Annotated in this window: 12 protein-coding genes; 10 read left to right on the forward strand and 2 right to left on the reverse strand. The window is 42.8% G+C overall.

Going from position 1 to position 14556, the window contains the following annotated elements; genetic code table 11:
• Nucleotides 1–267 precede the first annotated feature (267 nt).
• The 10 genes from pflA to L4C32_RS18270 all read left to right on the forward strand — a co-directional run bounded on the left by pflA (nt 268) and on the right by L4C32_RS18270 (nt 12089).
• Nucleotides 268–1008, forward strand: a complete 741-nt coding sequence (gene pflA / locus L4C32_RS18225) for a pyruvate formate lyase 1-activating protein (protein ID WP_428198321.1) — start codon at nt 268–270, stop codon at nt 1006–1008.
• Nucleotides 1009–1659: 651 nt separating this feature from the next.
• Nucleotides 1660–2640 carry a tripartite tricarboxylate transporter substrate binding protein gene (locus L4C32_RS18230; RefSeq protein ID WP_428198322.1) on the forward strand — a complete coding sequence of 327 codons (981 nt, stop codon included), beginning with the start codon at nt 1660–1662 and terminating at the stop codon, nt 2638–2640.
• A gap of 222 nt (nt 2641–2862) precedes the next feature.
• Complete coding sequence (locus L4C32_RS18235) at nt 2863–3342, forward strand: tripartite tricarboxylate transporter TctB family protein (protein ID WP_428198323.1); 480 nt, start codon at nt 2863–2865, stop codon at nt 3340–3342.
• Between the two features lie 10 nt (nt 3343–3352).
• Nucleotides 3353–4882: a tripartite tricarboxylate transporter permease gene (locus L4C32_RS18240; protein WP_428198324.1), complete on the forward strand. Its 1530-nt coding sequence runs from the start codon at nt 3353–3355 to the stop codon at nt 4880–4882.
• A 187-nt stretch (nt 4883–5069) separates the two neighbouring features.
• Entirely contained in the window at nt 5070–5792 is a 723-nt protein-coding gene (locus L4C32_RS18245) for a GntR family transcriptional regulator (protein ID WP_428198325.1), read from the forward strand.
• A 150-nt stretch (nt 5793–5942) separates the two neighbouring features.
• A complete protein-coding gene (locus tag L4C32_RS18250) occupies nt 5943–6611 on the forward strand; it encodes a GntR family transcriptional regulator (protein WP_428198326.1) in 669 nt (222 codons plus the stop codon).
• Nucleotides 6608–7480 (forward strand): methylisocitrate lyase, encoded by an 873-nt coding sequence (gene prpB / locus L4C32_RS18255; RefSeq protein WP_428198327.1) that lies wholly within the window; start codon nt 6608–6610, stop codon nt 7478–7480. Before L4C32_RS18250 ends, prpB begins: the two co-directional genes overlap by 4 nt.
• Nucleotides 7481–7493: 13 nt before the next feature.
• Complete coding sequence (gene prpC, locus L4C32_RS18260) at nt 7494–8687, forward strand: bifunctional 2-methylcitrate synthase/citrate synthase (protein ID WP_428198328.1); 1194 nt, start codon at nt 7494–7496, stop codon at nt 8685–8687.
• A gap of 12 nt (nt 8688–8699) precedes the next feature.
• Nucleotides 8700–10175 carry a bifunctional 2-methylcitrate dehydratase/aconitate hydratase gene (locus L4C32_RS18265; protein ID WP_428198329.1) on the forward strand — a complete coding sequence of 492 codons (1476 nt, stop codon included), beginning with the start codon at nt 8700–8702 and terminating at the stop codon, nt 10173–10175.
• 30 nt (nt 10176–10205) lie between these two features.
• The gene (locus tag L4C32_RS18270) at nt 10206–12089 is read left to right on the forward strand and encodes a propionyl-CoA synthetase (RefSeq protein WP_428198330.1); all 1884 of its coding nucleotides are present in this window, start codon (nt 10206–10208) and stop codon (nt 12087–12089) included.
• 67 nt (nt 12090–12156) lie between these two features.
• Here L4C32_RS18270 and L4C32_RS18275 read toward each other — a convergent pair whose 3' ends face one another.
• Nucleotides 12157–12852, reverse strand: a complete 696-nt coding sequence (locus tag L4C32_RS18275) for a response regulator (protein WP_428198331.1) — start codon at nt 12850–12852, stop codon at nt 12157–12159.
• A complete protein-coding gene (locus L4C32_RS18280; protein ID WP_428198332.1) occupies nt 12853–14463 on the reverse strand; it encodes an ATP-binding protein in 1611 nt (536 codons plus the stop codon).
• Nucleotides 14464–14556 lie beyond the last annotated feature (93 nt).

The following is a 14556-nucleotide window of genomic DNA, read 5'->3' on the forward strand; positions in this document are numbered from 1 at the left end:
GCTCACTATATTATGAGGCTCTTTATTGTTCATAGCATATCGGCATTTGTGAAATAATATTGAGGTGCGTGTTAATAAAATTAACATTTAATCTTATGAAATATGACATTCTCCACGACACGATTACTTTCTTCGAGATGACGAACGTGTAAAGCTTCGGTTTATTTGAAAAAAAATTCCTTAATTAAGTGCCGTTTTATCTACATTAAACAGGCTTAATGTAATAAAATAACATCCATAATAAAGCCCTAGTGGAGCAACGTCGTTATGTCAGTAAAAGGTCGCATTCATTCATTTGAGTCATGTGGAACCGTTGATGGTCCTGGAATTCGTTTTATCATTTTTCTTCAAGGCTGTTTAATGCGCTGCCAATATTGTCATAACCGTGACACATGGGATTTACACGAAGGTAAGGAAGTCACTGTCGAAGAGATCATTAATGAAGCGAAAAGTTATCGCCACTTTATGAAAGCATCTGGTGGTGGTATTACTTGTTCAGGGGGGGAGTCTATGCTTCAACCTGAATTCGTCAGAGATTTTTTTAGAGCAGCACAAGCTGAAGGTATCCATACCTGTCTAGATACTAATGGTTATATTCGTAAGCATTCAGAAGTTATCGATGAGGTTCTTGAAGCCTCTGACTTAGTCATGCTAGATCTGAAACAGCTTGATGACTCTATTCATCAAGACTTAGCTGGTGTCTCCAATAAACGCGTCCTTGATTTTGCTCGATACTTGCAAAAAATTGACCAAAAAACCTGGATTCGTTACGTTATTGTCCCGGGTTTTACCGATGATGAGAAATCCGCCAGAGAGTTGGGGGAGTTTATTAAAGAGATGACGAACATTGAGAAGATTGAACTGCTCCCTTACCACAAGCTTGGCGCCCATAAGTGGGAAGCGTTAGGGCTTGATTACCCTCTTGAAGGTGTTAACCCACCATCAAAAGAGACAATGGATAAGATGGTATCTATCCTCAGTCAATACCATAATAATGTCATCTACTAACCGATTATGCATTGCGTGATTCCAGTATTTTGGAGTCACGCGCCTTCAATATGCTCGCGACGTCACTTCCCCGCACAGTAAAACCTCATTTTTATTAACACCCTTGTTAACAAATAGTAATCACAGTGCATAAGCAATCCGCTTCCCCTCATCATATTTAAAAAATGTTAACATCCTAAATCCAACCTTATTGAAAATACCAAAGTTTTCAGCGTTTCGATCAGAGTTTATGGAACGTGACTTACAGGTTAATACTTTTATACAAATGGCTTTTGGTTAATCTTTTTTATAATCTACAGCGAAAGTTCACCGTATATAGTATCGATAAATAAAGGCCTCGCACTACAAACTTACCTATCAACAACTACACTTTATACAGAGACACAAGCGCAAGTTTTTTACTTTGCTAACTGAAAACGTTTTTTTGTCTCAGATTCAATAGAAAACATTATGAACAAAATGGCTTGAAAGACGTTAATCCCCATTATTTATTATTGCTAGCGACACCACGAACTTAATATTAACATTCTTGTAACTTAACTCGTATGTTAAAGTTAAATCCCCCTTCGTAGGTAGTAATAAAATCGTCGGGTATTAAACCAGTTAGTTATTAACAATAAATATCAGCCTCAAACATAAGGAATGTGAACCATGCTCAAGCAACTTAGAAAGCGTGTAACTACATCCATCATCGCTGCAAGTATTGCGACTTTATCAAGTACCGCATTTGCAGCTGATCTGGACAAAATTCACTTTATTATCCCTGGTGGTGCTGGAGGTGGTTGGGATATGACCGCTCGTGGTACTGGTGATGTATTACTTAAAACCGACCTCGTTAAACAAGTCTCTTTCCAAAACCTTTCTGGTGGCGGTGGCGGTAAAGCGATTGCACACATGATCGAAACAGCTGATCGTCAACAAGATACGTTGATGGTGAACTCTACTCCTATCGTTATTCGTTCATTAACGGGCATTTTTCCACAATCATTCCGTGATTTGACACCTATCGCCTCTACCATTGCGGATTATGGCGCAATCGTTGTTGCTGGTGATTCAAAGTACACAAGTTGGAAACAGGTCGTTGCTGACTTTAAAGAGAACCCACGTAAAGTGAAAATTGCTGGCGGCTCTGCTCGCGGAAGCATGGACCACTTAGTTGTTGCAGCTGCATTTAAAGGTGAAGGTTTTGACGCACGTAAAGTTCGTTACATCGCTTATGATGCTGGCGGTAAAGCAATGGCAGCCGTTCTTTCAGGTGAAACTCCACTTCTATCAACAGGTCTTGGTGAAGTGTTAGAAATGTCTAAAAGTGGCCAAGTACGTATCTTAGCGATTACGGCTCCAGAGCGTCTAGCTGCAGCTCCAAACGTTCCTACTCTAAAAGAGATGGGTAACGACACTGTGTTTGCTAACTGGCGTGGATTCTTCGCTGCTCCTGGTATTAGCCAAGAGAAAGTAGATGGGTTTAATAAAGTCCTTAGCAAGATGTACAAGACTGATCAGTGGGTTACTGTTCGTGACCGTAACGGCTGGATCGATAACTACAAGCCTGACCAAGACTTTTACAAGTTCCTAGAGAACCAAGAGACACTGATTGGCGATCTAATGCGTGAACTAGGCTTCTTAAAGTAGCCAATAACTAACATAGGTATCTACACTCTTACCTAAGTAATAAATTGGATAGATACACAAGTGTATCTATCCAACAATAAATTTATTTAGCGCTACCTTGGCCTAAATACTCGCCACATCATCGATTTCACCGGATATGAATCGAAATACAGTCAGTCAATGTATTACTGATGTGGCTTTTTTCTTGCTTCACATTATATTTTTACAATATTGGAGAGCCAAATGCAGTTAACGTCTTCTTCTCTATTAAGCAGAGATCGGATTGGTGGACTCATCTTCCTGATTGTTTGCTTAACTTATGGTTATCAAACTACTCAAATTCCCTTCTTTCCTGGAGATGAATACGAACCGTTTACCGCTCGTACACTACCTTATTTGCTTTCAGCAATCGGTATCTTCCTGTCACTACTTCTTATTGTCGTCGCACGTCCCAATGAAGAGAGTGGTGCTGTAATTGGATTTAACTGGCGCTTATTACTCGCTTTCGTCGTATTAATGACAGCCTATGGTGTTGGTCTGAGCTGGCTTGGTTTCTTACTGTCCACAAGTCTCTTTCTACTTGGTGGTTTTTGGCTACTCGGAGAACGAAGAAAATCGATTCTTATTGGTGCCTCATTTCCTTTTGTCACCGCGTTTTGGCTGTTATTAACCAAAGGTCTGGATATCTACCTAGAACCTGGTTACCTGTTTTTAAGCTTGTAGGAGTATTACAATGTTAGATGGAATTTTAGCTGGCTTATCAACAGCAATCATGCCAACCAACCTAATGATGGTGATGATTGGGTGTTTTGTGGGTACTTTTATTGGCATGCTACCCGGTCTGGGTCCAATCTCTGCCATCGCCTTAATGATCCCTATCACTTATGGCCTTGAACCTGCTTCCGGTATGATCCTGATGGCTGGTGTCTACTATGGCGCCGTATTCGGTGGTTCTACTTCATCAATTTTAATCAATGCTCCTGGTTGTTCTTCAACTGTAGTAACTGCATTTGATGGTTATCCTATGGCTCAAAAGGGCCAAGCAGGTAAAGCACTTGCGCTTGCTGCTTACTCATCATTTACAGGTGGTACCCTTTCAGCAATCATGCTTCTTATCGCTGCCCCTGCACTGGCTAAAGTATCGTTAAGCTTTCAGTCTGCCGATTATTTTGCACTGATGTTAGTCGGTTTATCCGCAGTTGCCGCTTTTGCAGGCCGTGGGCAAGTCATCAAAGCATGGATGATGACCATATTAGGTTTGATGCTATCGACTGTCGGCATAGACAAAGGTGTAGGCGTTGAGCGCTTTACATTTGGTCTTACTGATTTAATGGATGGATTTAGCTTCTTACTGCTTGCAATGGCAACCTTTGCACTTGGTGAGACACTAATGGGCATTTTAAAACCTGAAGAGGATAACTCAGAAGCTGAAAGTCAATCGATGGCTCAGCTGGGTAGTATGAAGATCACTAAAGAGGAAGTTAAAGAGGCGGCTCCAGTTGCTATTCGTTCTTCAATTTTAGGCTTCTTTGTCGGTGTCCTTCCAGGTGCTGGTGCCACTATCGCTGCATTCCTAAGTTATGGTTTGGAGCGTAATCTTGCACCAAAGGATAAAAAAGAGGAATTTGGTAAAGGTAGCCTTCGTGGTCTAGTTGCTCCTGAGTCAGCGAACAACGCTGCATCAAGTGGCTCATTTGTACCGCTACTAACACTCGGTATTCCTGGCTCTGGTACCACAGCTATCATGCTGGGTGCTTTGATCGCTTACGGTATTCAACCTGGTCCTCGTCTGTTTGTTGATAACCCAGAAGTATTCTGGTCAGTCATCATCTCAATGTATTTTGGTAACGTGGTTCTGGTTATTCTAAACCTTCCATTGATTCCATATATTTCACGAGTATTGGCGGTACCTAGAACCGTATTGCTGCCAATGATTGTGTTCTTCTCAATCACAGGTGTCTACCTGGTCTCCTTTAATACTATCGATGTATTTATTATGATTCTGGTATCTGTCGTTGCGATTTTCTTACGACTGGCCAATTTCCCTCTGGCCCCTCTGTTATTAGGATTTATTCTCGGGGGGTTAATGGAAGAGAACTTGCGTAGGGCCTTAATGATCAGTGATGGTGAGCTTAGCTTCTTATGGCAACGTCCACTGACCCTGACCTTTACGTCGATTGCCGCTATTGTACTGCTTGCTCCATTGTTGCTCACTGCAATCAACCGATTCAGAACCAGACGACCACACACAGAGCAAAATTAATCACGCTTCCGACTATAGGTACCGACGAAAAAAAACAGCGCAATAGGCGCTGTTTTTTTATATCTAAAATTTCAACCGGATATAGCCTTGATTTTAGCCAGAACAGGAATTGTCTACAATTCTCTTGCTCTTCGCAGAGTATAAGCTATTATTCCAAAAAGAATCAAACCATTGTCGACAATTATCTATGACTCCATCACACATTTTAACAAAATCCAAGCAATTCATTAATGACAAAAGCATTAATAAAGAGCCAACGAAATCTCAAAGCCTCACAGACCAACTGATAGAAACCATCGTCAATGGACAGTACCCTGCTGGTAGTAAGATTTCAGAGGCCGACCTAGCTAAGACTTTTCAAGTAAGTAGAGGGCCTCTTCGTGAAGCGATCATGAAGGTACAATCTCTTGGATTAGTTGAAAAGGTCCCTCATGTAGGTGCCCGAGTCGTCAAGTTGTCTAAGAGTAAATTAACTGAAATCTATTCGGTTAGAGAAGCCTTAGAAGGAATGGCAGCCAACCTAGCCTGTCAACATATCACGACAGCTGAGATTGAAGCGTTAACCGCTCTTCTCGAACAACATAAAGTGCACATCAACAGTGTCGATGGAAACTCGTATTGCAAGCAGCAGGGAAATGATGACTTTCACTACCTCATTATCAAAGCGAGCAGGAATAGTAAACTGATCACGTTATTGTGTGATGAACTCTATCACTTACAGCGAATGTACCGCTATCAATCTCCTCAAACCCACTCTCGCCCAGAAATTGCACTTCAAGAACATGAACATATTCTATTTGCAATCAAAAATCGCGATGCTGAGTTGGCTGAAATGCTTATGCGCAGACACATAAAGCGCAGTCGAATGCTTCTAGAAGCACAGCTAGCCGACTCTGCTCCCATCCGTTAATTCTTTAAAATCTCGAGTCAAACCGAACAGTGCACATTGCGCTGTTTTTTTGTATTAGACTAAAGATTGTAGACAATATGTTTGTTTTATTAAAAATAAAGGCTAATATTTAACCATAAATACACATATTGTTGACAATCAGGGTTTGCCATGACGGAATTAACAAAATCAGAGAACTTAACTGAGCAGCTAATAGACGCCATTGTATGCGGTGATTATCCTGCAGGCAGTAAAATATCTGAGGCTGAACTTGCCCTCTCGTTCAATATGAGTAGAGGCCCTTTGCGTGAAGCATTAATGAAGATTGAATCTTTGGGCCTTATTGAGCGTATTCCTCATGTTGGTGCTCGTGTGGTGTTATTAAGCCACGAAAAGCTTCTCGAAATTTATAGCGTCCGTGAAGCACTCGAAGGAATGGCCATTAATCTTGCTTGTCAGCATATCACTTCTCAAGAGTTAGATGGGCTATCTCACCTTTTACTCCAGCATGAAACACACATCAATCAAGTCGATGGTGCCTCTTATTTTCATCAATACGGAGATTTTGATTTCCACTACCGAATCATTAAAGCCAGCAGAAACGGTAAATTGATCAACCTGTTGTGCCATGAGCTTTATCATTTATTACGTATGTACCGCTATCAATCTCCACGTTCTCACTCTCGTCCAGAAACCGCGTTAAGTGAGCATAAACATATCTTGTTGGCACTGAAAGAACGCGACAGTGAACTGGCGGAAATGTTGATGAGAAGACATATCAAGCATAGCCGGGACTTAATTGAGAAACAGTTAGACACTAACCAGGAGTTACAAGCATGAATCAAGGCGAAAAATTCAGACGTGCCGTTACCCACTCGCAACCATTACAAATTGTCGGCACCATTAATGCCTACTGCGCCATGATGGCAGAACAGGTTGGGCATCAAGCTATCTACCTTTCCGGTGGTGGCGTCGCGAATGCTTCCTATGGTCTGCCTGACCTTGGGATTACCAGTTTAAATGACGTATTAGAAGATGTTCGTCGTATTACAGCGGCAACAACTTTACCGTTACTCGTTGATATCGATACTGGATTTGGCGGTGCATTTAATATCGCTAAAACCATCAAAGAGATGGAGCGTGCTGGTGCCGCTGCAGTCCATATGGAGGACCAAGTCTCTCAAAAAAGATGTGGCCACAGACCGAATAAATCCATTGTATCGACGCAAGAGATGGTTGACCGCATCAAAGCAGCCGTAGATGCAAGAACAGATGACAGTTTTGTCATCATGGCTCGAACTGATGCCTTAGCCGTAGAAGGAATTGACAGTGCAATTGAACGTTCTCAAGCCTACATTGAAGCCGGTGCCGATATGTTATTTCCTGAGGCAATCAATACCTTAGAGCAGTATCAACAATTTTCTCAAGCCGTTAATGTGCCGATATTAGCCAATATTACTGAGTTTGGTCAAACGCCATTGTTCTCCACAAATGAACTTACTGAGTGCAATGTCGACATGGTGCTCTACCCTCTTTCAGCATTCAGAGCCATGAATCAAGCTGCACTGAATGTCTACCAAAGTCTACTCTCTGAAGGGCACCAACGAGATGTTGTCGACACCATGCAGACTCGTGAACAACTTTATAGCTACTTGAATTACCACCACTACGAGCAAAAACTGGACTCACTCTATAACGATCAAAAATAATAAGGAGATTACTATGTCAACGTTAGCTATCAACAAAGAGCAGCCATCTGCAGCTAGTCATGTGACTAAAAATAGTGGTGCAGGATTACGAGGGCAAAATGCCGGTACTACCTCACTCTGTACCGTTGGTAAATCGGGCACTGGCCTCACCTATCGTGGTTATGACATCACAGATCTTGCCCAGAATGCTGAATTCGAAGAGGTCGCTTACCTATTATTAAAAGGGAAACTCCCGACTCAAAGTGAGCTTGATAATTATCGCCAAACATTGCTTTCAAGACGAGGACTTCCGGCAGCACTTCGAACTGTTCTAGAAGCTATTCCTGCAGATGCGCATCCTATGGATGTAATGCGAACGGGTAGTTCTATGCTGGGTAACCTTGATCAAGAGCTGCGCTTTTCAGAGCAACAAGATAAGAGCGATACCTTACTCTCTCTTCTACCCGCCATTATCTGCTACTGGTATCGATTCAGTCACGATGGTGTTCGTATCGACACCAGCAACAGTAAACAACAGAGCATAGGGGGCTACTTTTTAGAAATGCTCACTGATACCCCTCCCTCTGATCAGCATATTGATGTTATGCACTGTTCACTTATTCTCTATGCCGAGCATGAATTTAATGCTTCTACTTTTACAGCAAGAGTCTGTGCATCAACGCTTTCTGATCTTCACTCCTGTGTCACTGCTGCCATTGGTAGTTTACGAGGGCCACTTCATGGAGGCGCAAATGAAGCTGCCATGGAGATGCTATCGCAGTGGCCTACCCCAGAAAAGGGCGAGGCGGGCATTATGAAAATGTTGAATCTAAAAGAGAAAATCATGGGGTTTGGCCATGCTATCTACACCCAATCTGATCCGCGTAGTGATGTCATAAAGACCTGGTCACAAGCACTCTCCACCAGCAGTAGCGACCCAGAACTGTTTGCCGTATCAGAACGTGTAGAGCAGGTAATGAGGCGAGAGAAAAATCTCTTTCCTAATGCCGATTTCTACCACGCTTCGGCTTATCACTTTATGGGGATCCCGACCAAGCTCTTTACACCCATTTTTGTGATGAGCCGTGTCACTGGTTGGGCAGCTCACGTTTTTGAGCAACGAGAACATAACCGAATTATTCGACCAAGTGCCGATTATCAAGGGCCAGAGCATCAAGAGTGGCTACCAATTGCACAACGTACCGACTTTAATACTAACTGTCTATAAGGATATATGACCATGAGCACCACGACACAAACCAGCGCTGACAATAACGTAGAGAGTAACCTTCGACCAGCGCCAGATGAACTGCTTCAGACGATTGCCGAATACGTTAGTCACCACACGATCGATTCAGACGAAGCATATAACACCGCCAGAAACTGTTTAATTGATACATTAGGTTGTGGGTTACTCGCTTTACGTTTTCCTGAGTGTACTAAGCACTTAGGTCCTATTGTGCCTGGAACGACGGTACAACATGGTGCTCGAGTACCCGGAACTTCACATGTACTCGACCCAGTGACTGCTGCCTTTAATATTGGCTGTGTTATCAGATGGTTAGACTTTAATGATACTTGGCTTGCCGCTGAGTGGGGTCACCCATCTGATAATCTAGGTGGCATTCTTGCTACCGCAGACTATTTAAGCCAAGTCGCTGTGGCTAACGGAAAAGCACCTCTGACTATCAATGATGTACTCACTGCTATGATTAAAGCGCATGAAATTCAGGGCATTATTGCACTTGAAAATAGCTTTAACCGTGTCGGACTTGATCATGTTCTTTTAGTACGTGTCGCTTCAACAGCTGTCATCACCCATATGCTTGGTGGCAGTGTTGATCAAATTGTTGATGCCCTATCGCAAGCGTGGGTGGATGGGTCGTCACTACGAACTTATCGTCATGCTCCCAATGCAGGTTCAAGAAAATCTTGGGCGGCAGGAGATGCCACATCAAGAGCAGTACGTTTAGCGATGATCACAATGAAAGGTGAGATGGGACTGCCGTCGGTACTTACGGCACCTCAGTGGGGATTTTACGACGTTCAGTTCAAAGGGAAGCCATTTAGTTTCACCCGAGGATTTGATAGTTATGTCATGGAGAATGTGCTGTTCAAAATTTCCTTCCCTGCAGAGTTTCACGCGCAAACAGCCGTCGAATGTGCTGTTATCTTACACGAAGAGGTTAAAGAGCGCCTGAATGAGATAGAGCGTATCGAAATAGTCACCCATGAATCGGCTATTCGTATTATCTCCAAAAAAGGGAAGCTCGCCAACCCGGCTGATCGCGATCACTGCTTGCAATACATGACCGCTGTTCCTCTCATTTTTGGGGATTTAATCGCTGAACATTATGAAGATGAGTTTCACAATAGTCATCAAACTATTGACCAACTTCGTGAAATGATGGTGATCAAGGAGGACAAACGTTACACCGACGATTATTTAGATTCAGACAAGCGATCTATTGCCAACGCGATGCAAATTTTCTTTAAAGATGGAAGCTCAACATCAAAAGTGGAAATAGAGTACCCCATTGGACACCGTCGTCGCCGAGCTGAAGGGATACCGGTACTAGAGAAAAAGTTTGCTCGTAACTTACAGACCCGATTCCCACCAGTCCAATGCCAAAAGATTGTTGAACTCTGCGCAAACCAAAAGCAACTTGAAGCAACGGCTGTCAACGAATTTATGGCGATGTTCAGTATAAATTAACGCCAATTCTCAACGAAAAAGGAACCACCGATGAGTACCTACCAAAAAGAGTATCAGTTGGCAAAAAATGAACCCGAAGCGTTTTGGCGTCAGCAAGCCACGGCCATTGAGTGGTTTCAATTTCCAAAAACGATTTTAAGTAAAGATGAGAATGGCATTGACCGCTGGTTTGCGGATGGTGTCATGAATACCGCTTATTTAGCGCTTGATTACCACGTGGAAAATGGAAGAGGCGATCAAATTGCCCTTATCTATGACTCCCCTGTTACTGGTAAGAAATCACAATATAGCTATCAAGCATTACGCGACCAAGTGGCCAAGACGGCAGGCATGTTAGCAGATCAAGGCGTGACAAAGGGTGACCGTGTTGTCATCTACATGCCAATGATTGCAGAGTCAGCCATCGCCATGTTGGCATGTGCTCGACTTGGGGCCATTCACTCTGTGGTTTTTGGCGGTTTTGCCCCTCATGAGCTAGCCATTCGTATTGAAGATGCTGAACCTAAAGTGATCATGACTGCTTCGTGTGGTATTGAAGTGCAAAAGGTCATTCCGTATATGCCTTTAGTGAACAGAGCGATCTTAGACAGCCGTTGGAAGCCAGAAAAAGTCGTGGTTTTTCAGCGAGAAGAGTCACTAGCAGACCTTCATGAAACACGAGATATCGATTGGGGCCCGACGGTTGCTCTATCCTCTCCTCATGACTGTGTTCCTTTACTTGCTACCGATCCGCTCTACCTGCTCTATACCTCTGGTACGACTGGAAAGCCCAAAGGCGTAGTTCGTGATAACGGTGGTCATGCGGTTGCAATGAAGTACAGCATGAATACGATTTATGATACTCACCCTGGTGATGTTTATTGGGCAGCTTCAGATGTTGGCTGGGTTGTGGGTCACTCCTATATTGTTTACGCACCTCTTATTCATGGCTGTACCACCATTCTATTTGAAGGGAAACCGGTAAAAACACCCGACCCAGCCGCTTTTTGGCGTGTTTGTCAGGAGTACAGCGTTAACGTTCTTTTTTCTGCACCTACTGCCTTCCGAGCCATCAAAAAAGAGGACCCAGAAGGTAAGTTGCTTCACTCCTTTCCTATGCCTGCATTGAGAACCATCTTTATGGCTGGAGAGAGACTCGATCCAGCCACTCTCGATTGGGTTGAATCCAAAACAGGCCGCCCTGTCATTGATCACTGGTGGCAGACAGAAACAGGTTGGGCAATTGCCGGTAACCCTATTGGATTGGAGAGTTTTGCCATTAAAGCGGGATCCGCCACCAAAGCAACACCGGGATTTATCGTCGATATTGTCAATGAAGTCGGCGATCCTGTTCAAAATAATACACAAGGCTACATTGTCATCAAAACCCCATTGCCACCAGGTTGTCTCCCCTCTATTTGGCGTAATCATGATAGGTTTGAACAAGGCTACTTATCTCAATTCCCTGGTTATTATGTGTCAGGAGATGGCGGTTTTATTGACGAAGAGGGCTACCTGTTTGTCATGGGTAGAATCGATGATGTGATTAACGTGGCAGGACATCGCTTATCCACCGGTGAGATGGAAGCTATTTTAGGTTCTCACAATGATGTTGCTGAGTGCGCCGTTATCGGTGCTCACGATGAACTCAAGGGGCAAATCCCTTTAGGCCTAGTTGTCTTGAAAGATGGACACTATTCCGTCAACGGTGATATAGAGAAAGCATTACTGCAGTTGGTTCGAAGTGAGATCGGCGCCATCGCCAGCTTCAAATCCGTGGTGATTGTGGACCGATTACCCAAAACGCGTTCTGGCAAGATTCTACGACGAACCATCCGACAAGTGGCTGATGGAGAAGAGTACATCATACCTTCAACGATTGATGACCCTAGTAGTGTGACTGATATTGCTGCTGCACTGAAACAACTTATATAGCAAAAGTATCTACAAATAAAAACAGCCTACTCATGAGTAGGCTGTGTTAACTATTTTTACAGAGTCCTTATCGCGCAATCTTTTTGTACGTTCGCTCAGGGCGACCAACCGTTCCGTAGTTCAGATCCGCCTCTAGCTCACCCGAAGAGATAAGGTGCTCAAGATATCGCCTTGCCGTTGTTCGGCTTGCACCAATTAACACACCCGCTTTATCTGCGGTGACTTCATCATGCTCTTCAAATAAAACACGAACTTTATCTAAGGTTACGCCATCGATGCCTTTTGGTAGACGTACTTGAGAAGCGTTACTCTCAACACCTGTTGAGATCATCGAGTCAACAACACTTTGATCTAAACCATCTAAAACACCAAATTTATTTTTTTGCTTCAAATACTTACTTAGAGACTCTTCCAGTCTTGCAAAAACCACCGGCTTTAGAAGGTAATCAACGACCCCTCCTCGCATTGCTTCTTGTAATGTGTCTACATCACGATCAGCGGTAATGAGAATAACGTCACAAGCGTGCTTCTGCTGGCGTAAATCTCTTAATATATCGAGACCGTTTCCATCAGGCAAATAAACATCAAGTAGAACCAAATCTGGATTCAGGACTTCAAGTAACGTTTCAGCTTCTGTTTTCGTTGTTGCAATACCAATGACATCTAGACCATCGATTTTGGTTAAATTGCGTCGGTGAATTTCAGCTATGCCAGCGTCATCCTCAATAATCAACACACTAATATTTTTACTATTTGTCATCATTCAATCCTTTGGAAACTTCTTAGGTATAAAAACAGTCATCCGGGTGCCTTCATTATTTTCGCTTTCCATCACCAACTGCCCTTTGTACTGATTTATAATTTGTTGTACTAAATAGAGACCCACGCCTCGATTCTTTTGTAATTTAGTGGAAACTCCTCTTTCCATTAACTTTTTCTGGTCAACATCACAGGGTAAACCACAGCCGTTGTCTTCCACTTCAATAATAATTTCTTGGCCATAATCAGAAATACTCACTGACACGACTTTCTGAGCAGTAGACGCATTCGTATTTGATATACAGGCATCAAATGCATTATCAATAAAGTTACCAATCAGCGTCACGACATCTTCGGCTCGTATATGCTCAGGAAGTCGAGCTAAATGGCACCCTTCATCGATATCAAAAATCAACCCGAGTTCTCTGGCTCGCTCACTTTTCCCTAACAATATTCCAGCGACAACAGGCTCATCGATCGTGTCCCTCAAAAAACGAATAAGCTGCTGATAATGTTGTGTTTCTTGACCTATTAAACTCAACACTTCTTTGGTTTTTCCAAGTTGGATCATCCCACTGATCGTATTAAGTTTGTTTCTATGTTCATGAGTCTGGGATCGTAGCAGATCAGCATACTCTCTAATTTGTGATAACTGCTTAGTGAGTTCGGTCAACTCATCTTTTAATCGAAAACTCGATACCGCACCAACGACTCTATCATCAACCCGAATCAATTTTCGGTTTGCAACAATCGCATGACCATTTAAAATCACATCTACATCATGTTGCGTATGGTGTGTTAATAAAATATCACTTAAATCACTCTCTGGTAATACATCTTTCAATTTTTTATGAAGCACCTCATGGGAGTTTAGCTCTAAAATCTCACATGCGCTGCGATTCACTGAACGAACATATCCTTCAGCATCGATACTTATCACCCCTTCTTTGATGGTACTGAGCGTCACTTCAAGTTCAACATACAGCCGCCCAAACTCTTCAGGCTCAAAACCTAATATTGAGCTTTGAAATCTTTTCGCGATAAAGTTGGAGAAAAATGCGTTAGCCAACACCACTAAAAGTGCCATGCCAATTAAGAAGTTTAAAAAGTGCTCCACTTTATCGTCAATACTTGTGAGAAGGTAACCAACCGAAACCACCCCAATAACATCGCCATTACCATCAAAAACGGGCGTTTTACCACGAACAGAGTTGCCTAATGAACCTTTGGCAAAAGAGACATATGATTCGCCTAACAATAAGGCTCTATTATTGTCACCGCCTTTCATCGCTTTACCAATTCGGTTCGCAACAGGGTGGGTATAACGAATACCGTTTTCGTCACCAATAACTATAAACGTGGCGTTTATGGAGGATCGCATTGCTTCAACTTTATCGGTGATCAGTTGGGGACTTTGAGTTTTTAGCGCCACAATAACCGCTGGAGATTGCGCCAAGAATTTTGCAATACCTAATGCCTTCTCACCGGTATCTTGTGCTTCCCAATGTTTTAGGTAACCAAAACCAGTTAGAGAGAGAACCAATAAATTAACTAACCCTGAGATAGTCATAACAAACAGTAATCGTCGCCGAAAGCTAAGATTACTCCAATTCATTGTTCTTCTTTTTGTCATTAACGTATCACTGAAGTTATAGAGTTCATCGAAAAATATTTAATGCATAATATAACATTATAACGACATAATTTC

Source organism: Aliivibrio kagoshimensis (assembly GCF_050337105.1).
Classification (GTDB): Bacteria; Pseudomonadota; Gammaproteobacteria; order Enterobacterales; family Vibrionaceae; genus Aliivibrio_A; species Aliivibrio_A kagoshimensis.